At 58.8% G+C, this 25605-nt stretch carries 26 protein-coding genes; 13 read left to right on the forward strand and 13 right to left on the reverse strand.

The genetic code is table 11. The annotated features are described in order from the left end of the window. Positions 1-276: 276 nt before the first annotated feature. Positions 277-462 carry a PA3496 family putative envelope integrity protein gene (locus tag A3GO_RS0102820; RefSeq protein ID WP_029132117.1) on the forward strand — a complete coding sequence of 62 codons (186 nt, stop codon included), beginning with the start codon at positions 277-279 and terminating at the stop codon, positions 460-462. Positions 463-624: 162 nt separating this feature from the next. Beyond that, positions 625-816, forward strand: a complete 192-nt coding sequence (locus A3GO_RS26430; RefSeq protein WP_211245078.1) for a hypothetical protein — start codon at positions 625-627, stop codon at positions 814-816. Positions 817-859: 43 nt separating this feature from the next. Here the strand turns inward: A3GO_RS26430 and A3GO_RS22260 are convergent, their stop codons facing one another. After that, positions 860-1705: a LysR substrate-binding domain-containing protein gene (locus A3GO_RS22260; RefSeq protein WP_037374579.1), complete on the reverse strand. Its 846-nt coding sequence runs from the start codon at positions 1703-1705 to the stop codon at positions 860-862. 192 nt (positions 1706-1897) lie between these two features. Between A3GO_RS22260 and msrB the strand changes: the two genes are divergently transcribed. Further along, complete coding sequence (gene msrB / locus A3GO_RS22265) at positions 1898-2470, forward strand: peptide-methionine (R)-S-oxide reductase MsrB (protein WP_084609702.1); 573 nt, start codon at positions 1898-1900, stop codon at positions 2468-2470. A gap of 12 nt (positions 2471-2482) precedes the next feature. Here the strand turns inward: msrB and A3GO_RS25145 are convergent, their stop codons facing one another. The 4 genes from A3GO_RS25145 to A3GO_RS0102850 all read right to left on the reverse strand — a co-directional run bounded on the left by A3GO_RS25145 (position 2483) and on the right by A3GO_RS0102850 (position 5383). Beyond that, positions 2483-2893 carry a Mov34/MPN/PAD-1 family protein gene (locus tag A3GO_RS25145; protein WP_051301771.1) on the reverse strand — a complete coding sequence of 137 codons (411 nt, stop codon included), beginning with the start codon at positions 2891-2893 and terminating at the stop codon, positions 2483-2485. Positions 2894-3085: 192 nt separating this feature from the next. Further along, positions 3086-4144 (reverse strand): DUF3549 family protein, encoded by a 1059-nt coding sequence (locus A3GO_RS0102840; protein ID WP_029132118.1) that lies wholly within the window; start codon positions 4142-4144, stop codon positions 3086-3088. Between the two features lie 20 nt (positions 4145-4164). After that, the gene (locus A3GO_RS0102845) at positions 4165-4608 is read right to left on the reverse strand and encodes a YcgN family cysteine cluster protein (RefSeq protein ID WP_029132119.1); all 444 of its coding nucleotides are present in this window, start codon (positions 4606-4608) and stop codon (positions 4165-4167) included. A gap of 520 nt (positions 4609-5128) precedes the next feature. Beyond that, a complete protein-coding gene (locus tag A3GO_RS0102850; protein ID WP_029132120.1) occupies positions 5129-5383 on the reverse strand; it encodes a hypothetical protein in 255 nt (84 codons plus the stop codon). A 301-nt stretch (positions 5384-5684) separates the two neighbouring features. Here A3GO_RS0102850 and A3GO_RS22275 point away from each other — a divergent pair, with 301 nt between their 5' ends. After that, complete coding sequence (locus tag A3GO_RS22275; RefSeq protein WP_051301772.1) at positions 5685-6527, forward strand: tetratricopeptide repeat protein; 843 nt, start codon at positions 5685-5687, stop codon at positions 6525-6527. A gap of 147 nt (positions 6528-6674) precedes the next feature. Here A3GO_RS22275 and sthA read toward each other — a convergent pair whose 3' ends face one another. Then, positions 6675-8072 (reverse strand): Si-specific NAD(P)(+) transhydrogenase, encoded by a 1398-nt coding sequence (gene sthA, locus A3GO_RS0102860; RefSeq protein ID WP_029132121.1) that lies wholly within the window; start codon positions 8070-8072, stop codon positions 6675-6677. 341 nt (positions 8073-8413) lie between these two features. On the opposite strand from sthA, the gene A3GO_RS0102865 reads away from it, so the two are divergent. Both A3GO_RS0102865 and A3GO_RS0102870 read left to right on the forward strand, forming a co-directional pair. Then, positions 8414-10822 (forward strand): heavy metal translocating P-type ATPase, encoded by a 2409-nt coding sequence (locus A3GO_RS0102865; RefSeq protein WP_029132122.1) that lies wholly within the window; start codon positions 8414-8416, stop codon positions 10820-10822. Between the two features lie 35 nt (positions 10823-10857). Next, positions 10858-11061, forward strand: coding sequence for a heavy-metal-associated domain-containing protein (locus tag A3GO_RS0102870; RefSeq protein WP_029132123.1), 204 nt, complete (start codon positions 10858-10860; stop codon positions 11059-11061). A gap of 59 nt (positions 11062-11120) precedes the next feature. On the opposite strand, the gene A3GO_RS0102875 is transcribed toward A3GO_RS0102870, so the two are convergent. Further along, on the reverse strand, positions 11121-11555 hold the full coding sequence (locus A3GO_RS0102875; protein ID WP_029132124.1) for a host attachment protein: 435 nt from the start codon (positions 11553-11555) through the stop codon (positions 11121-11123). Positions 11556-11937: 382 nt separating this feature from the next. Here A3GO_RS0102875 and A3GO_RS0102880 point away from each other — a divergent pair, with 382 nt between their 5' ends. Further along, positions 11938-12396, forward strand: coding sequence for a cupredoxin domain-containing protein (locus A3GO_RS0102880; protein WP_051301773.1), 459 nt, complete (start codon positions 11938-11940; stop codon positions 12394-12396). 112 nt (positions 12397-12508) lie between these two features. Here A3GO_RS0102880 and A3GO_RS0102890 read toward each other — a convergent pair whose 3' ends face one another. The 6 genes from A3GO_RS0102890 to A3GO_RS26750 all read right to left on the reverse strand — a co-directional run bounded on the left by A3GO_RS0102890 (position 12509) and on the right by A3GO_RS26750 (position 18172). Further along, entirely contained in the window at positions 12509-13012 is a 504-nt protein-coding gene (locus tag A3GO_RS0102890; RefSeq protein WP_051301774.1) for a DUF302 domain-containing protein, read from the reverse strand. A gap of 128 nt (positions 13013-13140) precedes the next feature. Continuing rightward, positions 13141-14040 carry a sulfurtransferase gene (locus tag A3GO_RS0102895; protein ID WP_029132127.1) on the reverse strand — a complete coding sequence of 300 codons (900 nt, stop codon included), beginning with the start codon at positions 14038-14040 and terminating at the stop codon, positions 13141-13143. An 84-nt stretch (positions 14041-14124) separates the two neighbouring features. Then, positions 14125-15306, reverse strand: coding sequence for a multiheme c-type cytochrome (locus A3GO_RS22280; RefSeq protein ID WP_051301775.1), 1182 nt, complete (start codon positions 15304-15306; stop codon positions 14125-14127). A gap of 47 nt (positions 15307-15353) precedes the next feature. Further along, on the reverse strand, positions 15354-16097 hold the full coding sequence (locus tag A3GO_RS0102905) for a DUF6969 family protein (protein WP_051301776.1): 744 nt from the start codon (positions 16095-16097) through the stop codon (positions 15354-15356). Continuing rightward, positions 16094-17317 (reverse strand): YeeE/YedE family protein, encoded by a 1224-nt coding sequence (locus A3GO_RS0102910; RefSeq protein WP_084609706.1) that lies wholly within the window; start codon positions 17315-17317, stop codon positions 16094-16096. The genes A3GO_RS0102905 and A3GO_RS0102910 overlap by 4 nt, the downstream gene beginning before the upstream one ends. 90 nt (positions 17318-17407) lie before the next feature. Continuing rightward, positions 17408-18172, reverse strand: coding sequence for a c-type cytochrome (locus A3GO_RS26750; RefSeq protein WP_157606691.1), 765 nt, complete (start codon positions 18170-18172; stop codon positions 17408-17410). A gap of 531 nt (positions 18173-18703) precedes the next feature. Here A3GO_RS26750 and A3GO_RS22295 point away from each other — a divergent pair. The 6 genes from A3GO_RS22295 to nudB all read left to right on the forward strand — a co-directional run bounded on the left by A3GO_RS22295 (position 18704) and on the right by nudB (position 25544). Next, positions 18704-21322 carry an EAL domain-containing protein gene (locus A3GO_RS22295; RefSeq protein WP_051301777.1) on the forward strand — a complete coding sequence of 873 codons (2619 nt, stop codon included), beginning with the start codon at positions 18704-18706 and terminating at the stop codon, positions 21320-21322. A gap of 152 nt (positions 21323-21474) precedes the next feature. Continuing rightward, on the forward strand, positions 21475-21744 hold the full coding sequence (locus tag A3GO_RS22300; protein WP_051301778.1) for a hypothetical protein: 270 nt from the start codon (positions 21475-21477) through the stop codon (positions 21742-21744). A 221-nt stretch (positions 21745-21965) separates the two neighbouring features. Then, positions 21966-22238 carry an FmdB family zinc ribbon protein gene (locus A3GO_RS0102935; RefSeq protein WP_029132130.1) on the forward strand — a complete coding sequence of 91 codons (273 nt, stop codon included), beginning with the start codon at positions 21966-21968 and terminating at the stop codon, positions 22236-22238. A 9-nt stretch (positions 22239-22247) separates the two neighbouring features. Next, positions 22248-22892, forward strand: a complete 645-nt coding sequence (locus tag A3GO_RS22305) for a DUF502 domain-containing protein (RefSeq protein WP_037374580.1) — start codon at positions 22248-22250, stop codon at positions 22890-22892. Between the two features lie 328 nt (positions 22893-23220). Continuing rightward, positions 23221-25011: an aspartate--tRNA ligase gene (gene aspS, locus A3GO_RS0102945; RefSeq protein ID WP_029132131.1), complete on the forward strand. Its 1791-nt coding sequence runs from the start codon at positions 23221-23223 to the stop codon at positions 25009-25011. A 92-nt stretch (positions 25012-25103) separates the two neighbouring features. Next, the gene (gene nudB / locus A3GO_RS22310; RefSeq protein WP_037374581.1) at positions 25104-25544 is read left to right on the forward strand and encodes a dihydroneopterin triphosphate diphosphatase; all 441 of its coding nucleotides are present in this window, start codon (positions 25104-25106) and stop codon (positions 25542-25544) included. Positions 25545-25605: the final 61 nt, after the last annotated feature.

A 25605-nucleotide genomic window follows, 5' to 3' on the forward strand; every position in this document is an offset into this window, starting at 1 on the left:
CCGGGGCGGGCCGCCTACGGGTCTAACCCCGCTCCGGCGGCCAAGCGTAGCGGTAGGAGTGGCTTCAGCCGCGAATTTCGCGGATAAATCCGCTTCTACAAAATGGCCACTTCTCATGCACCAGGTAACTGGGACATAGCCCCCGAAAAGCGCTGTAGGATAGCGCTGTCATTGATTAATATTTTTTATCATCACGACAAAAATTATTAACTTTACCTCCGGGTGGCGCTGGGAGTAATTACTGTGCCTCTTTTGTTTGCGTGAGATTGGCATGTAATGAATATGGTTGATGATGTTCTGGATGACGATGATCTGGACACCGATGACGAGTCTGATCTGGACTATAGCGCTTCCAGGGTGAAAAAGAGCTCGCCCGACGCCAGACGTCGTGTCGAGCAACTGATGGAGCTACGCCGGCTGCGGCAGTTGTTGGGAGACCCTGATTTTATCGGCTTTGATTGACCGCGGGACCTGTCTGTCCAGATCTGTTCCGGGCTAAGGAGCGGTGCAGGCAGGCGTATTGAATTTGCCATAAAATTTTTAAGTTGTTTTCCCGGTCCATTTCGCAGTAAAAAATACCTCTGAACAAGCAATTACCAGCCAATTTTTATTGGAGATCTGACAGTGAGTAGACGTTCCGATAGGGATGAATTTGATGATGACCTCGGTGAATGGTCAGATGTAGTGCACCATAAGAACCGCAAGCAGGGAGATGGTGGCAGGAGCAAGCGATCAACCATGCGCGATAAAGAGAGTGGTGCGCGGAAACCCAACAGTCCCCGCAGAAATACCAACAAACATTCGGATCATTTCTGATTTTGATGATGCCGGTACACGCGCTTGCTGTACCGGCATTTTTTCAGGTACCCGCTTTCAGGCAGGCGATGACGCTCCTGACCGGTTTGCGCTGTTCGCTTTCCGGGCGAACCACGAGGTATACCTGTCGTTCCAGCACCGGCGCACCCTCTACCCGGAACAGCTTCCCCTGTGCCAGCGCCTCGCTTACCATCTGCTCGGCAAGATAGGCGGTGCCACCCTGTTGTTGTATCAGATCATAAGCCAGACCACCCGATCCGGTCCGCATTATCGGGACTGCCGCATCGGGAAAGTACTCGGCGTGCAGACTGGCAAAGCTGTTACCCCAATCCACCAGGGTGTAGCCGGATTGCACCGCTTCTGCGGCCAGAAGACCTTCCCGGGACGAAACCATAATAAGCGGAACATCCATCACTTTTCTGATCAGCAATTCAGACATCTGCGGCGGCTCAAACATGAACGCGAGATCGAGCAGTCCGGAGGTCAGGCGCTGAATCAGCATATCACGGGTCAGAATCTCGATTTGCATCAACATTTCGGGTGCCTGCTGAGTCAGTTGCAGGCACAGTCCCTTAACCGTGATGGGCCAGAGATCATTCATGCAGCCGATGGCGATGGAATCGGAGAGTGAAGATTCCATGGCGATATCCTGCCTTGCCCTTGCCCATCCCTTGACGATGGTCTCCGCGTGGCGCTGCAGACGGTTTCCCGCGATAGTCAACTGGATGTCGCCACGCTTGCGGATAAACAACTTCACATCAAGCGTCGATTCAAGCTGTTTTATACGTGCGCTAACCGCCGACTGGGTAACGCACAGAGTTTCCGCCGCCTTGCCGAAATGACGAACTTTGGCAACCTCAAGAAAGGTTCTGAGTAGTGAGATATCCATGCATAAAGTTCGGTTAACAATGGGAATTTCAGGAGCATGACATTTCATGCCATCGAATGCAATTCGTGCCGTCGGGTGGCAATCTCCAGGTTTGCGCTGGTGGTAAATGTCACAGTTTTATAACGGCGGAAACAAAGGATGGTCTGTCGGGGTCTCTGTTAGAAGACAAACTAATTAGCAAGGAGTATGACCATGAGAGGATATGGGGCGGGAATCATCCTGACTGCTGTAGCCACTATGTTTTGGCTGAATGCAGGGGCTGAGAAAATGGCACCGGTTGCCGATAATCAATCCCTGGAGGTGGTCGTTGCCTCCTCTAAAGACAATCAGCGCTACGTCAAACCGACGGATGAGCAGTTACGCCGGCAGTTAACGCCGTTGCAGTATGAAGTCACGCAGAAGGATGCTACTGAGCGGGCCTTTAATAACGCCTATTGGGATGAAAAACGGGATGGCATCTATGTCGATATCGTAACGGGCGAGCCGCTGTTCTCTTCCCGTGACAAGTTCAAGTCGGGAACCGGCTGGCCAAGTTTTACCCGGCCGATCAATCCCGATGCTGTGGTCGAGCAGACCGACTACAAACTGATTTGGCCGCGTACCGAGGTGCGAAGCCGCCACGGCGACTCCCATCTGGGCCATGTGTTTGATGACGGTCCACAGCCAACCGGTCTGAGATACTGCGTGAACTCAGCCGCACTGCGCTTCATACCGCGTGAGGAGTTGACCGCTGCCGGATATGGGGACTATCTGGACAATCTGTGACCGGATGGCCGCTCAGGACACCAGGTCCTCTTCTTCAAACCGATTGCTGTTCAGTCGCCATGATCGCAGCTCGGCAATGCCTACCGGAGTAATGGAGGCGATCAGGTAGGAGTAGCCGGGGGACACCAGGTGTCGTTCGCCATCCGAGGGGATATGGCTCTGGTCGGGCAGGGCGCGCCAGATGCCGACGATCTCCAGTCCCTGCTTTTTTGTCCTGCGATCGATCTGCTGCTGGTTGAGCAGTTCCAGGCGGAAGTCGCCTTCTGTTTGATCGGGATAGGCTATCTGTTCTACCTTGTGTACCGAAATATGCCCCTGCACCTGTTTCCCGAACAGCACACCACAGGCCTCATGGGGATAGGCGAGACTCGCCAGCAGCCCCAGCTGATCACGCAGGTGTTGGGACAGATAAAGGTGCGACATATATCAATAATAGGGCATATTTTTGTCGCTGGAGTATTTATTTACCGGAACTGACTGATTTAACTGGTTTTTATTGTGGGATTAGCCGGTAGGGACAGATTACATCGTGGTATTGAGGTCGCGGTTTCCGTCGGTCAGGTAGATATGCCCTTCGGGTTGGTGATCCGATAGGCAGGGCCTTTTTCTGCCATCCTATTGTCCAGTTACGCCCTGGAACAGGGCGCCGATCGCGCTCGAAAGCCGGCTTGAACGGTTGGGGTCACGCACCGTGGCGAGGATCGGTTGACGCATGCCGGGCAGGTAGAGCAGATCGGTCATGCAGAGATTAAACGCCTCCTGTCCAGCGCTGTTCTCGGCCAGGCGTTCCAGGAACAGATGGCGTATTTCGGCATCCAGCAGCTGTTCCCAGGCGCGCCCTGAGACGGCGGTCAGAATCTCGATATGGTTGCCACCGGGGGATGTGAGGATACGGCTGATCAGCTCTCGCTGCGACCGCTGTGCGCTGGAGCGGGCACTGCCGCGAATTGCCGCCGCCAGCAGACCCGGGTCGGTGGTGGCCTGCTGCAACTCATGGTCTACCCGATCGAGCAGTGCCTGGGTGATTTGCCGTGGCAGGGATTCATTCTCCAGGCAGTGGCAGAGGGCAATCAAGGGTTGGGCGGGCATGACAGTGATGGCGCTGGCGACGATGGTTTCGTTGCCATCCTGGTCCAGCCGGGCCGCCAGGTCGGCGATGCCCTGATAACCGACAAAGGACCACTGCTCCCATCCCGGCTGGCCGGAAAAGTAGTGTTGTGCATGTGCATAGAAGCGGGAAGGCGGGGCGTTCAGCAGTCGGGAAATCCGGGCATGAAAGATCGCCATGCGTTCGTCCTTCGGTTTAAAGCTGTAGGGGTTGTCCTGCAACGCCGATTCCAGCTGCTGGCCCTCGCTGTCCGCTTGCATTTTTTCACCGATGCGTTCGATCAGTCGATGTATGAAGTCATCGCGTGCCGCCTGCAATAGCTTTCCCTGTTCGTCCAGCGGCAGGCGCAGGAACCAGATCAGCGGTTCCTGTTGGCTGCTTTTATCCTGGAACAGCAGGGCAAACCAGGCCTGTTGCTGCAGCGGGAAAGGGTAGGGGATAGCAGTTTTTTCAAACTGCAGAAAGCGATCCCGGGAGATTTTGTCAACCCGGCGCCCCATGTCGAAGAAGCGCAATCGGGCACCGCTGGTTTCCAGGAATTCGGTAATGGTACTGATCTGTTCCACGGGTTATCTCGTTAAGGCTGTTATCTGATCCAGTCTATGATGTGGTATTCCAGGTCATCGGCCTGCAGTTCACTGATCACCCGACCACCCACTGAGTGACCACTGTAGATAACCGAATCAGGATCACCGGAGACTAGTGGGTGCCACGACGGTAGTGGCTTGCCTTCCGCCAGCAGCCGGTAGGCGCAGCTCTCGGGTAGCCAGTAGGGGTCCTGGAGTACCTCCAGGGTGATGGTGACGCAATCCGGTACGTTGATGGAGCGGTTGGGGTAGTCGCTGCAGTGGCAATCGGACTGATCCAGATAGCGGCAACAGACATTGGTGAACTGGATCTCCCGGGTCTCTTCGTCTTCAAACCGGTGCAGGCAGCATTTGGCGCAGCCGTCACAAAGCGACTCCCACTCCCCGGGAGTCATTTGGGCAAGGGTTTTATCGACCCAGAATGGTGTTTCGGATGATGACATCGGCCTATTCTATCAGCCATCGGCTGAATGTGGCTTCCCCGCTGTGCATTTTCCCGGCGGATTTCACTTGCGTATTAATGCCAGGGTTAAGCCTGCTAAATGGTCTGACAATCAGCGTGATTATGTCTGAAATATCCTCTAAGTCATTGTCATTCTGGGAGTTTGTTAACACCGGGCGGCGGCATGTGGATTTGTCAGAATAATTTTCTTGGTGGTCGGGAAATTGTTTTGTCAGTCAATATAACTTTATGATTTATATCATAATTATAAATCGTATAAAAAATAACCAAAATAATAATATGGTTTAATGGGCAGGCTGTTCAGACTGATTTCAGCAACTTTTCCACAATGTTATCCACAGGTACTGTGGATAACCTGGGCGTGGTTCCACTTGTTAGCCATGCAGGGAATTAAACTATTTCTCAATTACCCGTCCTGCTCAACCCGGGTAGGGAAAATATTAGCCGCGAATGAACGGTATTCGAACCTGGCTGAGCGTTATGGGTAGTCAGGAACTATCTTATTTGCTTCCGGGTGGGTGTGGAGCCGATTCGGTTTGCAGTTGCTGATCCAGCAGGCGGTTCTGCTCGCGCTGTGCCTCAATCAGCTCCTGTAAAGCGTCAAGCCGGGTACGCGCATCCCGGGTGGTCTGCCGGATATGCTCGATTTCATGCCGCAGTTGATCCCGCTGGATGGCCAGCTCGGCCTGCTCGTCGGCTGGCGCCTGGGCAGGAAGCAGCAAGAGGCAGGAGAGTGACAAATAGCGTTTTTTCATGGTTTGTGGCCGGTATGCAGCGGAACGTGTAGGTGGGTATTGTGCCAGTTTCCGGACCGCTCTTCAGCCGCCGACGGGTTGAGAATCCGGGAATGGGAAACAGGTCGCTTTTCATGGGATACTATACCGTTTTTTAATTATTCAGTTCACGGCGCAAACCGTGTTTTTGCTTGTGGTCAATGGGGAAGTAGCACTTCTCTTCTTTGGCAACCTCAAAAACCGGAAAGTCGCTATTAGTAGACAGCCCGGTAAGCGGCCTTTTTGGACAGCGACGCCGTGTTTATATCTGAAGGAGTTCGGGATGCTCTCTGCGCGGCGTTCCATATCACAGGGGCAGGACCATCAGGCATCGGTGCGGCAGGATGCCGTCTCCTATGCGCAGGGCGTGGCGGCCTATGCGCGGCGCGCCTATGGCGAGGCCTATCGCTGTTGGGCGCAGCTGGCCGAGCGCGGCGATGTGCAGGCACAGTATGGTCTGGCGGTGCTGTTCGATCGTGGTGAAGGGATAGCCAGGAATCTCGCCAAGGCGGTCGATTGGTATCAACGGGCGGCCGACCAGGGACTGGCGGATGCACAGTACAATCTGGCTCTGCTTTACAACGAAGGCATCGGTGTCCAGGTCAGCCGTAGCCAGGCGGTACGCTGGTTTCGCAAGGCGGCTGAGCAGGGCGATGCCGAGTCCCAGTATCGCCTGGCCCGTTGTTATGACCAGGGGCTGGGTGTGGCGAGAAACCGGACCCTGGCGGCTGACTGGTACGGCAAGGCGGCCGAGCAGGGGCATGCCGCAGCGCGTAACTGCCTGGGGGATATGTATCGAACCGGCGACGGCGTTGCCCGGGACTATGCCCAGGCGCTGTACTGGCTGACCCTGGCGGCCCGGCAGGGCTACGGCTATGCCCAGGTTAACCTGGGCTTTCTGTATGATCAGGGCCTGGGCGTGCCCTCCGATCCGCTGGAGGCGATCAACTGGTATCGAGAGGCGGCCCTGCATGGCGACCCCATGGCGCAGTACAACCTGGCGGAGATGTTCCGGATCGGGCGCGGGGGACAGCAGGACCCGCAGCAGGCGATCCGCTGGTATCGGAAAGCGGCGGCTCAGGGCCATCCCGGTGCGGTCAGGCGCCTGCGCCAGATCGGCGCCTGATCTGTGTGCCGGGGTTCATAAGCTTACTCCAGCCTTTTAGCTCTGAACTCATCGTGGGAGGCTCGCCCCGGGCCGAATTCGCGGCGAGGGCGCCGCTCCTGCCGATACGGCTGACCGTCGGTGTGGATTTGATCTTTTGGCTGGGTATCAGAAGATCCGGTTGAGACCGTTCAGTGCCGCCACGCGGTAAGCCTCGGCCATGGTCGGGTAATTGAATGTGGTCTCGGTGAAGTAGAGCAGGCTGTTGGCGCTGCCCTTCTGGGACATGATCGCCTGGCCGATATGGATGATCTCCGCGGCCGTCTCGCCAAAACAGTGAATACCCAGAATCTCTAATGTCTCCCGGTGGAACAGGATCTTTAGCATGCCCACGGTATGTCCGGTAATCTGTGCCCGGGCGATACTCTTGAACATGGCGTGCCCTACCTCGTAGGGGACCTGCTGTTCGGTCAGTTCCCGCTCACTCTTGCCCAGGGAGCTGATCTCGGGGTTAGTGTAGATGCCAGTGGGAAACTGCTCGATCAGGCTCCAGTCGCACTTGCCGGCGCTGATCTGGGCGCCGACGAAGCGACCCTGATCATAACTGGCGCTGGCCAGTCCCGGTGGTCCGGCCACGTCACCGGCGGCGAAGATATGCGCCAGATCGGTCTGGTATTTTTCGTTGACCTCGATCTGTCCGCGATGATTGATCTGGACGCCGATCTCTTCAAGGCCCATGCCCCTGGTGTTGCCTGAGCGCCCGTTGGCCCAAAGCAGGATGTCTGTCTTAAACTTTTTGCCGGATTTACAGTGGAGGACCACGCCGTCGTCCAGCGGCTCCACCCTGGTGTACTCCTCGTTATTGCGGATCACCACCCCCTGGTTACGCAGATGGTAACTGAGGGCGTCGGTAATCTCGTCATCCAGGAAAGAGAGCAGGCGATCCCGGGTGTCCACCAGGTTCACCTTGACATCCAGGTTACAGAACATCGAGGCGTATTCGCAGCCGATCACCCCGGCGCCATAGACGGTCAGGGATTTTGGCGTGTGCTTCAGCGACAGGATGCTGTCACTGTCATGTACCCGCGGATGGGAAAAATCGATATCCTCCGGGTGGTAGGGGGAGGAGCCGGTGGCAATCACAAAGTGATCGGCCGTCACCTGTTCCGCTGAGCCATCCACATGCCGGATATTCAGGGTGTGGGCGTCAAGAAAGGCGGCGGTACCGTAGAAGATGTCCACGTTATTGCGGGAATAATAGCGGTAGCGAGTGCTCACCTGCTCCTGGATGACCGAGTCCGCCGCCCGCAGCATGCGCGGATAGTCCACGTTGACCTGCTCGATGCTGTGTTGAAACAGGGGGTTCCGCTTATAGTCCACCATCATGGAGATGTTATGGCGCAGCGCCTTGCTGGGGATGGTGCCCCAGTGGGTACAGCCACCGCCGACCTTGGCGTGTTTCTCTACAATGGCTATTTTTTGCCCCGATTTGGTCAGTTTCATGGCGGCGCCTTCGCCGCCGGGGCCGCTGCCGATAACGAGGGTGTCGTAGTGCTTTTGTGTCATATTGTCCGTTCTTCTGGAGAGGCATCAGGGTTTTCGCGGCAGCCCGGTTCGGGATTGGCCATCGAATTTATTAATATAATCATCAGTATACCCTGTGGGCCCGGTTGGAGCCAGAAGTAGAGTGTATGTTTGCTCTGAAATAGGATGATCGTATTATTTTCCCCCATTTTTTTCCGTGAGACGCCGGGAGGAAAATCAGTTTCCGCCCCGATCCGCCTTGTGGCGTGAATTATGTGCCGCAGGGGTAGTCGAAACAGGCAGGATTGAATTAGCAAGTCCTGATAGACTTGGTGGGTTATTCATGGGTCGCATGGCCCCCCCAATACAGCCTTGATACAGTTATGCAACAGCAACCGTTCGTACAATCCCTCAGCCTGCCCGTGGAGGGCATGACCTGCGCCGCCTGCTCCACCCGGCTGGAGCGGGTGCTGGGAAAGCAGGTCGGTGTCACGGCGGCGCGGGTCAACCTGGCCGCCAACAGCGCCAGTGTCGATTTCGATGCGGCGCAGCTCTCGCCCCTGGATATTACCGCGGCCATCAGCCGGGCAGGGTTTTCCGTGCCCTCGGAAACCCTGGAGCTGTTGATTGGGGGCATGACCTGTGCCGCCTGTTCCAGCCGTCTGGAGAAGGTGCTGTCGCGCCTGCCCGGTGTCGAACGGGCGGCGGTGAACCTGGCGACGGAAAAGGCATCTGTTACTGCACCTGCCGGTGTGGTTTCCTTGGCGGCAGCCATCGCGGCCGTTGAGAAGGCGGGCTTCACCGCTACTCCGGCGGTCACTGCGGCGCAACAGCAGGCCCAGTTGCAGGAAAAGTCCGCTCAGCAGAGCCGCAAGGAGTTGCAGCAACTGGTCCTGGCCATGCTGTTGTCCCTGCCGCTGGCGCTGCCTATGCTGTTGATGCCGTTCGGTATTCACGCTGAGTTGCCGGCCCTCTGGCAGCTGACGCTGGCTACTCCGGTGCAGTTCTGGCTCGGCTGGCGCTTTTATGAAGGGGCCTTCAAGTCCTTGCGCGGCGGTGCCGGTAATATGGATGTGCTGGTGGCCATGGGTACCAGCGCGGCCTGGGGGCTGAGCGCCTGGGTCACCCTGTTCGGTGGCGCGGGTGGCCACCTCTACTTTGAGGCGGCGGCCATGGTCATTACCCTGGTGCTGCTCGGCAAGTGGTTGGAAGGTCGGGCCAAGCGCAGTGCCGCATCGGCTATCCGCGCGTTGATGGATCTGCAGCCGGAACTGGCCCGGGTTGAACGCGATGGAGTCGTAATGGAAGTGCCGGCCGAGAGCGTCATCGGCGGCGAGGTGGTACAGATTCGTCCCGGCGAGCGGGTACCGGTGGATGGGGTGATCCTGGAGGGGGCAAGCCAGCTGGATGAATCCCTGATCACCGGTGAATCCCTGCCGGTTGACAAGGGGGTTGGTGAGCGGGTGACCGGTGCGTCGGTGAACGGTTCCGGACTACTCAGGGTCGAGGCCACCACCGTCGGCACCGAGTCCACCCTGGCACGGATTATCCGTCTGGTGGAAAACGCCCAGGCGAGCAAGGCGCCGGTTCAGAAACTGGTGGATCAGATATCGGCCGTCTTCGTGCCGGTGGTCGCCACCATTGCCCTGGTGACTTTTCTGGGGTGGTGGCTGATCGGTTCCAATCTGGAAGTGGCCTTCATCGCGGCGGTTTCGGTATTGGTGATCGCCTGCCCCTGCGCCCTCGGACTGGCCACTCCGACCGCCCTGATGGTGGGCACCGGTGTCGCCGCCCGCAACGGCGTACTGATCAAGGATGCGGAGGCGCTGGAGCGCGCACATCACAGCAGTGCCGTGGTGCTGGACAAGACCGGTACCCTGACCCTGGGTAAGCCGACCGTCGAGTCGGTGGTGGCGGCGGACGGCGATACCGCCGGGCTGTTGCGGCTGACCGCTTCCGCACAACAGGGCAGTGAGCATCCCCTGGCCCACGCCATATTGAGCCGGGCAGAGACGGACCGGCTGGAGCTGCTGCCGGTGGCCGATTTCAACACCCTGCCCGGGCGCGGACTCTCCGCCAGGCTGGGCGAACGTAAACTGCTGGTCGGTAATAGCCGCCTGATGCATGAACAGGGGATTAAGCTGGATGCGCTGGGGGTAGAAGGCGAACAACTGGAGTCCCGGGGGCGCACCCTGATGTGGGTTGCCGAGACCGCTCCAACACCCGGCGTGCTGGGCTACATCGCCGTGAGTGATCCGGTGAAACCGGAGGCGGTGGCCGCAGTGGCGGCACTGAAGCGGCAGGGTATTCTGACGGTGATGCTCACCGGTGATAACCGGCATGCCTCCCGCGCGGTGGCTGAGGCAGTCGGCATTGACCGGGTAGTGGCTGAGGTGCTGCCCGAGGAGAAGGCGGCGGAAGTGGCCCGCCTGCGGGAGCAGGGTCGGATGGTCGCCATGGTGGGTGACGGGATCAATGACGCCCCGGCCCTGGCGGCGGCCGATGTGGGCATGGCAATGGGCACCGGGACCGATGTGGCCATGCACACCGCCGGTATCACCCTGATGCGTGGTGATCCGCTGCTGGTGGCGGATGCCATCTCGATCTCTCGAGCCACCTATCACAAGATCAGGCAGAATCTGTTCTGGGCGCTGATCTATAATCTGGTCGCCATACCCCTGGCAGCGTCGGGCCTGCTCAGCCCGGTGGTCGCCGGAGCGGCCATGGCCATGTCGTCAGTCAGCGTGGTTTCCAACTCCCTGTTGCTGAGACGTTGGCGCAGGGTTGCCTGACAAGTTTTTATATGCCCTTGTTTTCGGAGAGAATGATGTCAAAGACCTACAAAGTGGAAGGCATGAGCTGCGGCGGTTGTGCCAGCTCGGTGGAACAGGCGATCAAGGCTGTGGCGGCGCAGGCTAGCGTCGAGGTCAAGCTGGAAGGGGGCCTGGTCACGGTTGCCGGAGTGGATGATGATAGCCTAGTGAAGCAGGCGGTTGAGGATGCCGGGTTCACCTACGCAGGAACAGTCTGACAGCGAGTCAGGTAGCCGTGGTGGACAGTCGGTACACCACGGCCTGTACGGACGCCAGATCAGAGCCTGTGGGGCAGGTTCTTGCGGATGGTTTCGACGTCGTGGGCAGTGAGGTTCTTGGATATTTCGGTAGCCACCAGTTTCTGCAGCGGTTGCGGCTGATGTTTCCTGAGCAGGCCGAGGAAGCTGGGCGCGGCGATGACATGAAGCTTGTTGAAATGGCCCTGGGCACGGCCGGATTCCAGGGTGGCGCAGACTTGGTGTGCAAAGCGTACCGCTTCGTCGTGCTTGGTCTCGTCCACATGGCCGACATCGTGGCTGCGTGGGCCGGCACTGCGGTCACGGCCAGGCTTGTCCGTCACCAGGTCGCCGGCGTGAAGCCGCGCTTCCGGATGGTCCAGGGTCTGGATCTCGACTAACGGGCTGAAGGCGTTCTCGGCGGAGAAGATTCTTGCACGGCTTGTGTCAGCAACAACTACCCAGGCTGCATTCATAATCATTCCTCTCTCGGTTGATGGCAGGGTCAAAGACCCCGGAAGTTAGAGTATAGAGGAATATCATCTGCCGGTTTAGCGCTGGATTCTTCCAAGTCGTCTTCTTCCCGTCTGATTGTCAGATGTTCAAGTGAAATCGGGATGGGGTGTTTTATCGCTCTTCTCCGGTCCGGATGCTGCCTTCGAGAATCTCCAGGTGTGTTCTCCCTTATGCCATGAGCGGCACTATGGAACTCGGCATATATGCGCCGCCTCCCTCTCCTGGGGCTTTGCTGCTCAGAGTGGTGTTTCCCAAACCACCCAAGTTGCCTTGATTAATGAAAGCTTTTCCCGCTAGTACCGGTCTCATGCATTGAGAATCCTGAAAAACGAGGAGGTTGAGATGCGCCAATATATGATGGCCGGACTGATTCTGTTAACTCCGATTATGAGTAACCCGCTTGCTGCAGAGACCCGTGTTGTCGAATTGACCCAGGTGCCCTGCCAGTTTCTGGAGAGCGAGAAAGATATCGACCGCGGTTTCACATCCCAAAGCATCAGTGATTGCCAGACGCTCAACAAACAGACGGGTGAAAAGCGTCTGGCCGAATCCGAAACACTGGAGCTTGCACCTGGGCGTTACGTGTTCCGGGTCACCAATAAAAATGTGCCATATGAGTTGGGTTTCTGGCTGCGCGGTGACGGCCTGATAAATCTCGCCCGATTACCCAGTGTTTCTGGTGGCGGATTGACCACCGGCAAGACCCAGGATTATGAAATCGAGCTGAAACCAGGCGAGTATGTCTACTCCTGTCCCCTGAATCCGACCCCTGACTACAAACTGATCGTCACTGAAGGCTGATAGTTGCCTGGAGGGCAAGCTGCGAGGCCACGCCAGAGGTGGCCGAGGCCATGACAAACTGGATGCGCAGCAATGGTTGGGTGTAATCCATCCTGGCGACTTCTGTTGCTTGTTACTCCACGCCGGATGATGGCCGGGTGGCATCCGATCCGATGGCCTCAAATAGCGCGTCGAGCTCCTTTGCCAGCGCATCCAGGTCCGCATTGCCATAGGGCGCGAAGACCGCGCTTGGCAGGCGATAGGTGAGGTTTGATGTGCCGTCGCTGTTCTCCGTCACATAGAGTCGCAATGGTGCCTCAATGCCGGCGGCAACGCTGGCCTCGAGCATGCGTACCGCATAGTCGTTACGGAACACCATCAGCACCAGATTGCCGGGGATCTTTACCCCGCGCTGGGCGGCACCCCGGCTGGCGCTGGCTTGCGCCACCAATCCCATCTGGTGTTTTTGAATCGCCTGTTCGACGCGGGAGGCGAGCGCATCAAATGGATAGGTGGACTGCAGGGTGACGGTTCCGGAAAGTGGTGCGTTGCTGTCGGCCCGGGCGGTTGCAATCAACAGCATGCCGAGAAGCAACAAGCCGATGTGGAGACGGATTGATATTGCCGTTGTGGTCATGGTGATTTCCTGTCGTGGCTTTCTGTTTCGGAACATACTTCGCTATTGCTCTTGCGGGGTTCTGCTTCCCCGATGGTCCATTTCGTGCGTGAGGACAATCAAGCCGCATGGCCCGCAATGCCTTCGGCTCAGTTGAGCCGGATTTTCTGCTCCAGTGGCAACGAGGGGTTTGCCGCCCACTCGGCAGTGGAGCCGTCATAGAGCTGTGCCTTGTCATTGCCCAGCAGTTCATGGGAGACGAACCAGGCCAGCGAGGTGCGGTGTCCGGTATGGCAGAAGGAGATCTGTTCGCCGTCCAGCGGCACGCCGGCGGCCTGGTAGATGCGCTTGAGGTTTTCCGGCGTGTGAAAGGTTGCTCCGCGGTTAACGGTCAGCCAGTCGAAGGGGAGATTGACGGCGCCGGGGATGGTGCCGGGGCGCTCCTTCTTGCCGCTCACCAGACCCATGTGTTCAGCGCTGCTCCGGTTGTCGACCAGACGGATGTTGCGGTCGAGGGCGTCCTTGACCTGCTCCGTGCGCACCAGATATTCCGCCCTTGGGTGGGCCTTGAATGTCTTGCCGACGGGCTGGTTGACACGGTTCTCCAGGGGGTGCGAGCGGTCCTGCGCGTAAGCGACGAGGCCACCGTCGAGAATGGAGACATTATCGTGTCCCAAGGCCTTGAAGGTCCAGTAGACCCGGGTGGCGCTAGCCATTTCGCCCGCGCTGCGTCCCGTGACCACCAGCACAACCTGGGTTGTGTTGTCGATGCCCAGGCCACCGATCAGTTGCTCCAGCTCCTTTACCGGGGGCAGCATCTGCGGGACGCTCTTGGCGTCGGTGCGGCGCCAGGAGCCGTAATCGCTGTGGATGGCGCCGGGTACATGGTATTGCTGATAGGCCGGCTTGGGTTGCAGATCCAGTACCAGCAGATCGGGCTTGCCCAAGTTGGCGGCCAGCCAGCCACCGTCCACCAGCGGCTGGGCCGCCGTCAGTGCGGGTGATATGAGCAACAGCAGAAACAGGGTGGCAAGTTGTCGGATTGGCATTGAAAGGCTCCTTCGGACGGGTCGGTTATTGGCGTTGGACCAATGGGACAGGTAGTAGTGCCACGGCCCGGACAGTGCTAGGTTTCAGGGCAGCGGAATTTCTCTCTGGAACAGCGTATAGGCAGACGCCTCTGCGGCACGCAGTGCGTGGCGCAGCATCCCGGTACCTTTGCCCTCCGCATCATTGCCCAGAACGGCGCGGTAGAAATTCCGGTAAAACAGATCCGGCTCGACCTGAACGCGCAGGCGCAGGGCGCCGGCTTCCCCGTCCTTTGGTAACCGGTAGTCGAGGCTGTTGCTCTCGCCGGGGGCGAGCCGGGTGTCGAACAGCTCCTCGCTCAGGTCCAGGCTCACCTGGCGGGCGATGATACGCTCCTGGCGGGTGTGCGGAATCGGTGCCCCGGTGCGGTCCAGCTGGACCGCTTCCAGTACCACGCGGGGTGTCACGTAGGTTGGGAAACGGTGGCCGACACCGCTATTGGTCAGGGTGAGTCTGGCAGAGAGTATCGCGCCGCTGGTCGTCAGTCGGTCAAGCGTGATCTCCACGCCTGACAATACGGTCGCCTTGTCGTGGATGCCGTGCCACAGGTGGCGGCGGTCCGGCATGTGGCAGGACTGGCAGCTCTGTCCGGCCGCTGCCTGGGGACTTGCGCGCCACTCCTCGAAGGTGTTCTCCAGCAGCTTTCCGTTGAGGGCAAAGCCGTCCGCCTCGAACTGGTGGCAGGCGGCGCAAAAGCGTGAATCCTCGAATGCCGCGCTGCTCTGAAAGCCGCCGTGAGGAACCGCCCTAGTGCCACCACGATCGTCACGTGGCGGTGGTCCGTGGATCTCCCAGGTGCGCAAATGGCAGGCGGCACAGATCAGCCCCTGCTGGTACAGCGAACCGTTGGTCTCCGGGTTTTCCGTCGGCGGGTCTCTGACGGTTTTATCATCGGCGATCCATGCGGCCAGTTCATCGGCCTGCTCCGCCAGTGGGGCATGACAGCGCAGACAGGCCTGGTGCCCCGCGCGATCGTTTGGCTCCATCTCCCGCAACTGCCCCAGGAGGCCCGGACCCATGGCACGGGCATGCAGACTGCCTTGCCAGTCCTGCAATTGCCGCGGATGACAAGTGCCGCAGGCGCGCGGATCAAGAGACGCCTCCAGGGGTGAAAAACCGGGGGGCGTTTCACCCTGGTAGGGCAGCGGACGCTGCCAGTGGCGGCTGAGGAAGGTGTCGATGGAGCTGGCGGAATTGCTATCCGCCACTGCTGCGGATCCGCCCATCGTGAGGAGTATCCCGCAGACAAACCAGCCCACGTATGGGTGTGGTGTCATGGCGCTGCCCGTCTCAGCGCCGCGATCCAGTCGCCGATTGAGATGGGCAGATAGCCGGTCAGTTCCAGATTGCGATTTTCAAACACATCCTGTTCAGGATAAGCCTGTTGCCAGGTGTTGATCACCTGGTCACGATGCAGGAGCAGTGTCTGGATGTGCGGCCGGAACAGCCGCAACATGGCACCGATCCAGCGGTTTACCGGCCAGGAGGGCCAGGCGTGTTCGATGGCGAAATGCGGCAGTATCTGAATGATGTCTGCGGCCGAATACCAGGTCTCGCCGGTGACCCAGCGATTGGCGGCAAACAGCCCAATGGGCCGGCCCCAGGCGTCCATCGAGATGCCTGCCAGATGGGCGATTGCCTCGTTGCCCTGCGGCCAGGGCGTGCTGGCCAGGGGGTAATCCAGGGGGTGGATCTCCCCGCACAGGCCGCCAGTACGCAGGAAGGTGTGGAAGTGGCCGTGCTCCCCGAATTCACTGCGATGGGCGTGGTAATAGTACTGGCCAAACGTCTCATCATCGAAAACGTCATCCCGGGGATAGTGTTCTGATTCAACAAAATCCCCCTGGCCCTTGAGCACCTCTCCCACCAGGTTGAACCCGACCCGCTCCAGTGCCCGCATGCAGGCGCGGACCTCGTCGCCCACGGCCAGCAGCTGCTCGATTTCGCCGGGCGGCAGCCGGGACGGATCGGGCGGTGTCGGTGCGGTTGACTGGATAAGAATCCCTCTGTCGTTCATCTGTTCGAAAGTCCGAAGCGGGGTCGCCAACGCACCCCCACCGCACTGCCGAGGAGGGCGCAGATGATCCACAGCCAGCCATGCAGGCTGAGCGAGGCAACCCCGGAGAAGAAGGCGCCGATGTTGCAGCCATAGGCGATCCGGGCGCCGTAGCCCATCATTATACCGCCGAGGATGGCGGCGGCCAGCGAACGTAGCGGTATGTGGAATGACGGCATAAAGCGGCCACCCAGACCGGCGGCGCTCAACGCCCCGAGCAGGACGCCGATATCCATTACCGAGGTCACATCGCGCAACAGGTTCATCTGCAGTGCGGATTGCTGGAAGGCCCCGTTCCAAAAAGGTGCGGTAGTGGGATCCCAGCCGAATAGCAGGGCAGTCTTGGCGCCCCAGAGGGTGAAGCCCCAGGTGATGGTCCAGGGATGGCCGGCGGTGAGCAGGGTTGCCAGATTGAGCAGTGCCAGTGCCAGTGCGGCGGCGGGCAGGGTCCAGGGTCCCGTCAGCAGGCGTCTCCAGAATGTCTGTCGTAAGGTGGGTGATGCCGCAGGTTGTACACCCCAGCGGCGCAACAGCAGGGCGAGCAGGCCTATGAAGCTGAGTTGCAGGGTGACCGCCAATGGATAACCCAGGGGTTCGGCCAGTGACTGAGTCTGTAACGATGGCAGTGCCTGCCACTGGCCCATGTGGAGGCTGGCCCAGAAAGATCCGCCGCAAAAGGCGATCAGCGTGATCACCATGCGCGGCGCCCCGCTACCCGCCTTGTAGAGGGTGCCGGAACCGCAGCCGTCACCGAGTTGCATACCGATACCGAACAGGAAGGCACCGGCGGCGACCTGCAGGCCGGCCGGAGCCCAGGCCCCGATCAGACCACGGCCAAAAAACTCTCCCTCGCTGAGAAACGGGGCGAACAGCAGGGTGGCTAACGCGAGCATAAGCAGTTGTGCCTGCAACGCCGGGATTTCTCGTCGCAACAGGAAGCGCCGGTAGGCGCTGGTAAAACCGAAGGCGCCATGCTGCAGCGTGACACCCAGGGCCACCCCCAACAGCAGCAGCAGCGCGAGGCGTGGCGTGGTGAGAACGGCGATAAGTACCAGGATCAGGAGAGAGGCTATCGACACAACGCCCCACTGAATGACCTTCCGGGAGACGCCACTGAATCTGGTCACTCCTGCCGATGGCAGCTTGTCCGCATCCGATAGGCTGTTCAGGGGCTTATTCATAAAATCTGATCAATCAACATAAATCATGAATATCGGGAATATGCAGTGACCACCCGGATGGGCGGCGGGCCGAAGCCCGCCCGCAACCATCTATTTGGCCGCACAAGGGTTCTTGGCNGCGCAAGGGTTGTTAGCCGCACAGGGATTCTTTGCGGCGCAAGGGTTGTTAGCCGCACAGGGATTCTTGGCGGCGCAAGGGTTGTTAGCCGCACAGGGATTCTTGGCGGCGCAAGGGTTGTTAGCCGCACAGGGGTTCTTGGCGGCGCAAGGGTTGTTAGCCGCACAGGGGTTCTTGGCTGCACAAGGATTCTTGGCCGCACAAGGATTCTTGGCCGCACAGGGGTTCATTGCCGCCGTCTTGTGCTGCTTGGCAAAAGCCTTCTGCTGTTCGGTCACGTAGGTGGCGAGAGCGGCCAGTTCCCTGGAGTCCCAGGGCAGTGGCTGTGCAGCCATCGGAGATACCATGCAGAGCTGCACCATCTCGTCGGCGTGGACTGCCTTTACCTGGAACTGGTCATTGGCCATCTGCACATAGTGTGGATAGGGCTGGGCGAATGAGGCCTGGAACATGCCGTTGTTGTTGTGGCAAGTGTTGCAGGACATACCGTTGGTGCTCAGGCTGGTATCCTTGAACAGCTTTTCCCCCTCGGCAAGCAGTGCCGTGGGATTACCCTGGTACGGCTTGTAGTCCTTGGGGCGTGTTACCGCATCATTGTTAGACTTGGCGGCGCAAAGATTCATCGGTTTGGCGGCGCATGGGTTGGCAGTATAGAGAGGGGTGCCGCCAAGCGCGATGGTGGTAAGGCACCCGCTCACAATGGCGGTCAGGGTTTTTCTGGAGCAGGGTTGTTTCATGTTGCTTCTCTTCTGGCAATAAACCCTGATGTTTCCTTAGGCGGAATTTTTGAATATTTTGTCACTGGAGTTTGCGTCGCCTCGCCATGTAGCCTGTAAATTCTGGCGAAGCAAAGTCCATTTAATGTTTGTCGAGAGTCAGGGCTTATACAGTAGGACCGGAAGAAGCGCGCTTTTTTTCAGGCTGTACTCACAAAACACATAAAAAGCTTTTAAAACTGCCAGTTAAATCAGAGATGTTATTTGCCGATTTGTCGGGTTTTATTGCGGGTGGCATCTTGTCACCGGCTCATTTGCTGGTTGGCGGGTGAGGATGTCGAACCATAATTCCTGTCCAATTAAAGGTTAAACCTGGAATGCCGATACTATTATCTCACTCACTCCATAAATCTTACTTGGAACGAAGAAGCATATTTTCTGTTTGACGGATAGGTCTAATGGACAAACTGTTACCCATCACAGCCATCGCCGTTTTTTCCACAGGTAAGGTCACTGTTCACCGCTTTATGCAACAGCATCCTCCGAAATCGGATGGCTAACGGCAGCTACCTCGGGCTCCTAAACAACGCCGTGCTGCTGCTGGCGCTTGGCGTCAGTTATGAAATGCTGGGAATCAACCGGATTCAGGGCAGGTTTTTACGGCGGCTGGTATCCGGGGTGCTGGTCGGCGGGATCAGTATTGCCGTGATGCTGACCCCGTGGCAGCTGGCGCCGGGTATCATTTTTGACACCCGCTGGGTTGTGATCAGCCTCAGCGGTCTCTTTTTCGGTCTTATTCCTACCCTGATCGGGGGAGTGATGGCGATCCTGTTTCGTCTCTTCCTGGGCGGTGACGGGGCGATTATCGGCAGCCTGACCATCCTGTCGGGGGGCGTGATTGGGCTGGGATGGCGCTATCTGCAGCGGCGTTTGGAGTGGCCGCTCGACTGGCTGCGGCTCTATCTGTTCAGTATTGTGGTGGAATTGACGGTCCTGGGTTGCTTGCTGCTGATGCCGTCGGAGGTTCGCTGGGCCATTATCTACGCGGTGGCTCCACCCATGCTGATATTGTTCCCTCTCGGCTCCCTGCTGTTGGGACTGTTGTTGATACGACAGGATCAACACCGCAAGGCGAAGCGGGCGCTGGCGGAGAGCCAGTCGCGTTATCAGACCATTATCGAATCGCTTGATGAGGTTGGTGAGGGGTTGTTCATTGTCGGTGAGGATTCCCGCATTGAGTACATGAACCAAACCATGATCAGATGGTTCGGTGACCGTACCGGCGAGTTCTGTTCAGACTCGGTGGCGACGCTGGATAATCATCATCAGTACCGGCGACTGGTTCAGTCCGAGGGGCAGGGCAGGAGCGTCTACTACCGGCCGGAATCGCCGGATGGCCGGCATTTCGAGATTATTGGCACGCCCATCAGTAACCGCGATGGCTCGGTTTCGCGTCTTGAGGTTGTCCGGGATGTAAGCGGGCGTAAACACAACGAGGAGCAGATTCGCACGCTCTCCCAGGTGGTGGAGCAGAGCCCGGTATCGGTGGTGATTACCGATACCGAGGGTTGTATCGAATATGTCAACAGTACATTCGAAAAGATCTCGGGATACTGCGCGGCGGAAGTGATCGGACAGCATACCCGTATACTGCAATCCGGAAAGACCCCTATGCGGTATTATCAGGAGCTGTGGCGCACCATCAAGTCGGGTGGCTCATGGCGGGGTGAATTCTGTAACAAGAAAAAGAGCGGTGAACTGTTCTGGGAGCGGGCGCATATTGCGCCGGTTCTGGATGAAGCGGGCGGAACGCGCCATTTTCTGGCGGTCAAAGAGGATATTACCCTGCACAAGGCCCAGGAGCAGCGCATCCTGCAGCAGGCCCATTTCGACGGGCTGACCGGTTTGCCGAACCGCTTCCTCTCGCTCGACCGCCTGGACCAGCTGACCCGGGATGCTGGCCGTGCTAATCAGCATGTCGCGGTGCTGTTTCTGGATCTGGATGATTTCAAGAAGGTGAATGACAGTCTGGGCCACGAAGTGGGTGACCAGTTGCTGGTGCAGGCGGCGGACCGACTCAGCACCCAGGTGCGCAGCAGCGATACCGTCGGCCGGCTGGGGGGTGATGAGTTTATCATCATGCTGGGCGGGCTGGATGAAATTGATCGTTCGGGGCGGGTGGCTGAGCAGATGCTGTCCCAGTTTCACCGGCCGTTCAACCTGGATGGACGTGAACTGGTCCTGACGGCCAGCCTGGGAGTGGCCATCTACCCGGAAGACGGCGCAAGCCCGGCGGAGCTGTTGCGCAATGCCGATACCGCCATGTACTGCTCCAAGGAGGCCGGGCGCAATACCTACCATTACTACACTGAGTCGATGAATCAGGGGGTCGCCAGGCGGCTGCTACTGGAGGAGCACCTGCGTGGCGCGTTGATGCGTGGAGAGTTCCGGCTCCATTATCAGCCGCAGATTGAGCTGGCCTCCGGCCGGCTGATCGGCACCGAGGCGTTGCTCCGCTGGAACAATCCCGAGCTTGGAGAGGTATCGCCGGCGGAGTTTGTACCGATAGCCGAACAGACCGGTCTGATTGTGAGTATCGGGGAGTATGTCATTACCGAATCACTTGCCCGGCTGGCGCAGTGGCAGCAGATGGTCGAGCAGCCGCTGCGAATGGCCGTCAACGTCTCACCGCGACAGTTCCGCGACCCTGCACTGGTGCCCTTTATCGAGCGAGCGATAAAACGCACGGGAGTCCCGGCCGAGTGTCTGGAGCTGGAAATTACCGAAGGGGTGCTGATGAGCGGCCACTCGTATGTCGACATTGCCCTCTCTGCCATTAACCGGCTCGGGGTAGCTATCGCGATGGACGATTTCGGTACCGGTTACTCATCCCTCAGTTATCTCAGAAACTATCCTTTCGACATCCTTAAAATAGACCGCAGCTTTATAGATGACGTGCCTATGGATGAGGCGGACCGGGAGCTGGTGAATGCAACCATCGCCATGGCCCATGGCCTGGGGCTCAAGGTCGTGGCTGAAGGCGTTGAAACCAGGGGGCAGTTGGATTACTTGAAAGCCCAGGGATGTGACTATGCCCAGGGCTATCTGTTCAGCAGTGCGGTGCCCGGTGAGGAGATTCCGTCCCTGCTGGACAATAAGGTTTTTGTTTGACTGCGGATAACATTGCAGATCCGGTGGAGCGGTGATTTCAAGGCGGATAGCGCGGCCTGAATCAGTGATTGAAAGGCACTTGTAGTAAGCGGGTTTTGACCCTATCTATGTCAGGCGAACAGCGCCCCGGCACAGCCGGCAGAGAAGTAACTATGAAACCGACAACTGAACAACTAAGCAATGCCCTGCAAACGGCGGAAAGGATGCGCGAGCAGGGAGAGGATCCGGATTTTCTGGCCAAGACGCTACTCTATCTGCATCGGCGGGATGAGACATTAGAGAAGGTACTTGAGCATCTGGAGCTGTTTTTACGTTTTGGCCTGCCGGTGGAAGAGCATATGAAGCTGGTTCGCCTGGTTGAAGAGGCCAAGGCGCAGCAGCGAATGGAACAAGGTGAGGGTGCGGATAAACTGGGGTTGTGAGCCTGAACTTGCTGTCGGTTGATAATTCTGAGTAGTGACGAGATTTATTAATATTTTCATGTGGTTAGCTTTATCCAGGTCGTCGCGGACAGGATTCGGTCACAGGTGCGTCTGGCGGGTGGTCAGGAAAATCTTTGGCCCGTTGACAACTGTGTTAGAATCCACAGCGATTTTGTACCCCCAAAGCTTTGTGGGGGCGGTTGAATTATCAGGAGTAACGCATGCCGATTTATGAGTACCGTTGTGATGCCTGCGGCCATGAGCTGGAGGCGATGCAGAAGATGAGCGATGCGGCGCTGACCGATTGCCCTGCTTGCGCCAAACCGGCGCTGAAAAAGATGATTTCGGCCGCCGGCTTCCGCCTCAAGGGGCAGGGCTGGTACGAGACCGATTTCAAGAGCGGCAAGCAGAAGAATCTGCACAGTGGCGAGAAACAGGAGTCCAAGCCGGCCCCGGCCTGCGCCAGCGGCGGTTGCGGCGGCTGCGACGCCTGACCCTGAGGCATGAAATTCATCCGCCGCTACCTGGTGGCCGGCCTGCTGGTCTGGGTGCCGCTCGGCATTACCCTGCTGGTGGTGCGCCTGCTGGTGCGCTGGCTGGATGGTTCGCTCCTGCTGCTGCCGGAAGCCTACCGGCCGGAGAACCTGCTGGGCTTCTCCATTCCGGGTCTCGGAGTGGTGGTCTCGGTGCTGATAGTCTTTGTCACCGGCGTGCTGGCGGCCAATCTGTTCGGCCGCTCGCTGGTTTCGGTCTGGGAACGGCTGTTGGCCCGTATCCCGCTGGTCAGGTCGATTTATTCAGGCGCCAAACAGCTGGCCGAAACCATGTTCAGCGAGGCGGGGCAATCCTTCAGAAAGGTCTTGTTGATTGAGTTTCCACGCAAGGGGCTCTGGACACTGGCGTTTCAGACCGGTACCGATGCGGGTGAGGCGCAGCGCAAAACCGGGCGGGATGTGATTAATGTCTATGTGCCCACCACGCCCAATCCGACCGGCGGCTACTTTGTCATGGTGCCAAGGGAGGATGTGATCGAACTGGAGATGAGCGTGGATGACGGTTTGAAAATGCTCATGTCCATGGGGGCGGTAGTGCCCCATTCCCACAAGCAGGCGACGCCGTCGCCGGGAACATCCAGTCCCGCGACCTGATTTATGCACTGCCATATCTCACACGCCCGGGGCGGGCCAGTCGACTGGCAAAGCGGACCGCCTGTAGGAGCGGCGCCCCGCCGCGAATTCGGCCCGGGGCTGGCCTCCTACAGGAATCCTGGCGACTGCTTCGCATTGACGGCAAGGAGGGTGAGTTTTTCAATGGGATGAAGGCCCGGGCTGGTTGTCGAGCCCGGTGATTTATACTCTTGCGGCGAATTAAATCGACTCAGCGCTTGCGCCTGCAGGGCCCAAACCTTAAAATTTCCTGTTTTTCTCATCGGGCGAATTTCTCGCCCGAAATCAGTCTGTAACGGTAATATCGAGCATGCGCACCCACTATTGCGGTCATATAAACGCCTCACATATCGACCAGGAGGTCGAAATCTGCGGTTGGGTTCACCGGCGACGCGATCATGGCGGGGTGATTTTCATCGATCTGCGGGATCGCGAGGGGCTGGTTCAGGTGGTCTATGACCCGGATCTGCCGGAGATCTTCAGCACCGCCGAACAGGTGCGCAATGAGTACGTGCTCAAGCTGAGAGGTCGTGTGCGCGCCCGTCCCGAGGGCACGGTCAATCCCGACATGCCGACCGGCGAAATCGAAATTCTGGGCTTGGGCCTGGAGGTATTGAACCGCGCCGACACCCCGCCGTTCCAGCTGGACGAGCATGAGCGGGTCTCTGAAGAGGTGCGCCTGCGCTACCGTTACATGGACCTGCGCCGCCCGGAGATGCAGAAACGCATCATGCTGCGAGCCGCGGTCACGCGGGCGCTGCGCAGCTACCTGGACGACAATGGTTTCCTGGATATCGAGACGCCGATGCTGACCAAGGCAACCCCTGAGGGCGCGCGCGATTACCTGGTGCCATCACGCACCCACCCGGGTCATTTCTTTGCCCTGCCCCAGTCGCCCCAGTTGTTCAAGCAGTTGCTGATGATGTCGGGCATGGACCGCTATTACCAGATCGTGCGTTGTTTCCGTGACGAGGACCTGCGGGCCGACCGCCAACCCGAATTCACCCAGCTGGATATCGAGACCTCGTTCATGAGCGAGAGCGAAATCATGGATTCCATGGAGGAGATGATCCGCGGGGTGGTGAAACAGGTGCTGGATGTGGAGCTCCCCAATCCGTTCCCGCACATGACCTATCAGGAGGCGATGCGCCGTTTCGGCTCCGACCGCCCGGACCTGCGCTGCCCGCTGGAGCTGGTGGATGTGGCCGATCTGATGGGTGGGGTAGATTTCAAGGTGTTTTCCGGTCCGGCAAAGGATCCCAAGGGACGTGTTGCCGCCCTCTGCCTGCCCAAGGGGTGTGAGCTGACCCGCAAGGAGATCGATGAGTACACCAAGTACGTCGGTATCTACGGTGCCCGTGGACTGGCCTATATCAAGGTCAACGACTGGGCCGGCCAGGGCCGCGACGGTCTGCAGTCACCAATTCTCAAGTTTCTGCCGGATGCGGCGGTCGATGGCATCATGCAGCGCACCGGCGCCGTGGATGGCGACCTGATCTTCTTCGGCGCCGACAAGGCGTCGGTGGTGAATGAGGCGCTGGGCGCCCTGCGGGTCAAGCTGGGCGAGGATCGTGGCCTGATGCAACCCGGTTGGCACCCGGTCTGGGTGGTGGACTTCCCGATGTTCGAATGGGACGAGGGGGGGGAGCGCTGGAACGCCTTGCACCATCCGTTTACCGCGCCCAAGGAGGATCAGCTTGAGCTGTTGGAAACCGATCCGGGGGCGTGTCTGTCGCGCGCCTATGACATGGTGCTGAATGGCACAGAGGTGGGTGGTGGCTCCATCCGTATCCACAACAGCGCCGTGCAGGAGAAGGTGTTCCGGCTGTTGGGTATCGGTGAAGAGGAGGCCGAGGAGAAGTTCGGCTTCCTGTTGTCGGCGCTCAGATATGGCTGTCCGCCCCATGGCGGCCTGGCCTTCGGCCTGGATCGTCTGGTGATGCTGCTGGCGGGCGCCAGCTCGATCCGTGACGTTATGGCCTTCCCCAAAACCCAGACGGCGGCCTGCATGCTGACCTCGGCACCGTCCGAAGTGAGTCCAGCGCAGTTGCGGGAACTGTCGATCCGGGTGCGTACACCACAGGTGGAAGAGAAGGGCTGAACCCGGGTGTGGTTGTCGGGTTACGCCGGTGGCCGGCCCGATCCCTAACTGGTATATGCAGGGTCCTGTTCGAGTCGCACGCCGGGGGAAGATTGGATAAAACCTGCAAACGCCCCGAATCGGTACTGGTGGTGATTTACACCGATCAGGGTGAGGTGCTGATGCTCAACCGGGTCCGCCCCAAGGGGTTCTGGCAGTCCGTTACCGGTAGCCTGGAATGGGGTGAGACGCCCCGGCAAGCGGCTGAGCGGGAATTGTATGAAGAGACCGGACTGCGCCATCATGGCAAGCTTCAGGATACTCGTCATACGGAGCGCTTTACTATCCTGCCGGCCTGGCGTGGCCGCTTTGCCCCCTCGGCGCACTATAACCGGGAACATCTATTTTACTTCCGTTTGCCGAGCCGCCGGCTGATCCGCCTCAATCCCCATGAACATGGCGAGATGCGTTGGCTCCCGGCTGCGCAGGCGGCCCGTAAAGCCACATCCTGGACCAACCGGAATGCGATCCTCAGGCTGCTGAATCCAGCGTGACGGCGGGCGGACCCGCCCTATGGGGTGCCCTGTGGGCGTCGGTTGCGGCACTATCCGGGTT

It is taken from the genome of Sedimenticola selenatireducens DSM 17993 (genome assembly GCF_000428045.1).
Classification (GTDB): domain Bacteria; phylum Pseudomonadota; class Gammaproteobacteria; order Chromatiales; family Chromatiaceae; genus Sedimenticola; species Sedimenticola selenatireducens.

Excerpts from the sequence above, each read along its gene's own strand:
- A3GO_RS0102820 (WP_029132117.1), top strand. The coding sequence starts at position 277 with ATGAATATGGTTGATGATGTTCTGGATGACGATGATCTGGACACCGAT.
- A3GO_RS22260 (WP_037374579.1), bottom strand. The coding sequence starts at position 1,705 with ATGGATATCTCACTACTCAGAACCTTTCTTGAGGTTGCCAAAGTTCGT.
- msrB (WP_084609702.1), top strand. The coding sequence starts at position 1,898 with ATGAGAGGATATGGGGCGGGAATCATCCTGACTGCTGTAGCCACTATG.
- A3GO_RS25145 (WP_051301771.1), bottom strand. The coding sequence starts at position 2,893 with ATGTCGCACCTTTATCTGTCCCAACACCTGCGTGATCAGCTGGGGCTG.
- A3GO_RS0102845 (WP_029132119.1), bottom strand. The coding sequence starts at position 4,608 with ATGTCATCATCCGAAACACCATTCTGGGTCGATAAAACCCTTGCCCAA.
- A3GO_RS0102850 (WP_029132120.1), bottom strand. The coding sequence starts at position 5,383 with ATGAAAAAACGCTATTTGTCACTCTCCTGCCTCTTGCTGCTTCCTGCC.
- A3GO_RS22275 (WP_051301772.1), top strand. The coding sequence starts at position 5,685 with ATGCTCTCTGCGCGGCGTTCCATATCACAGGGGCAGGACCATCAGGCA.
- sthA (WP_029132121.1), bottom strand. The coding sequence starts at position 8,072 with ATGACACAAAAGCACTACGACACCCTCGTTATCGGCAGCGGCCCCGGC.
- A3GO_RS0102865 (WP_029132122.1), top strand. The coding sequence starts at position 8,414 with ATGCAACAGCAACCGTTCGTACAATCCCTCAGCCTGCCCGTGGAGGGC.
- A3GO_RS0102870 (WP_029132123.1), top strand. The coding sequence starts at position 10,858 with ATGTCAAAGACCTACAAAGTGGAAGGCATGAGCTGCGGCGGTTGTGCC.
- A3GO_RS0102875 (WP_029132124.1), bottom strand. The coding sequence starts at position 11,555 with ATGAATGCAGCCTGGGTAGTTGTTGCTGACACAAGCCGTGCAAGAATC.
- A3GO_RS0102880 (WP_051301773.1), top strand. The coding sequence starts at position 11,938 with ATGCGCCAATATATGATGGCCGGACTGATTCTGTTAACTCCGATTATG.
- A3GO_RS0102890 (WP_051301774.1), bottom strand. The coding sequence starts at position 13,012 with ATGACCACAACGGCAATATCAATCCGTCTCCACATCGGCTTGTTGCTT.
- A3GO_RS0102895 (WP_029132127.1), bottom strand. The coding sequence starts at position 14,040 with ATGCCAATCCGACAACTTGCCACCCTGTTTCTGCTGTTGCTCATATCA.
- A3GO_RS22280 (WP_051301775.1), bottom strand. The coding sequence starts at position 15,306 with ATGGGCGGATCCGCAGCAGTGGCGGATAGCAATTCCGCCAGCTCCATC.
- A3GO_RS0102905 (WP_051301776.1), bottom strand. The coding sequence starts at position 16,097 with ATGAACGACAGAGGGATTCTTATCCAGTCAACCGCACCGACACCGCCC.
- A3GO_RS0102910 (WP_084609706.1), bottom strand. The coding sequence starts at position 17,317 with ATGAATAAGCCCCTGAACAGCCTATCGGATGCGGACAAGCTGCCATCG.
- A3GO_RS22295 (WP_051301777.1), top strand. The coding sequence starts at position 18,704 with ATGGCTAACGGCAGCTACCTCGGGCTCCTAAACAACGCCGTGCTGCTG.
- A3GO_RS22300 (WP_051301778.1), top strand. The coding sequence starts at position 21,475 with ATGAAACCGACAACTGAACAACTAAGCAATGCCCTGCAAACGGCGGAA.
- A3GO_RS0102935 (WP_029132130.1), top strand. The coding sequence starts at position 21,966 with ATGCCGATTTATGAGTACCGTTGTGATGCCTGCGGCCATGAGCTGGAG.
- A3GO_RS22305 (WP_037374580.1), top strand. The coding sequence starts at position 22,248 with ATGAAATTCATCCGCCGCTACCTGGTGGCCGGCCTGCTGGTCTGGGTG.
- aspS (WP_029132131.1), top strand. The coding sequence starts at position 23,221 with ATGCGCACCCACTATTGCGGTCATATAAACGCCTCACATATCGACCAG.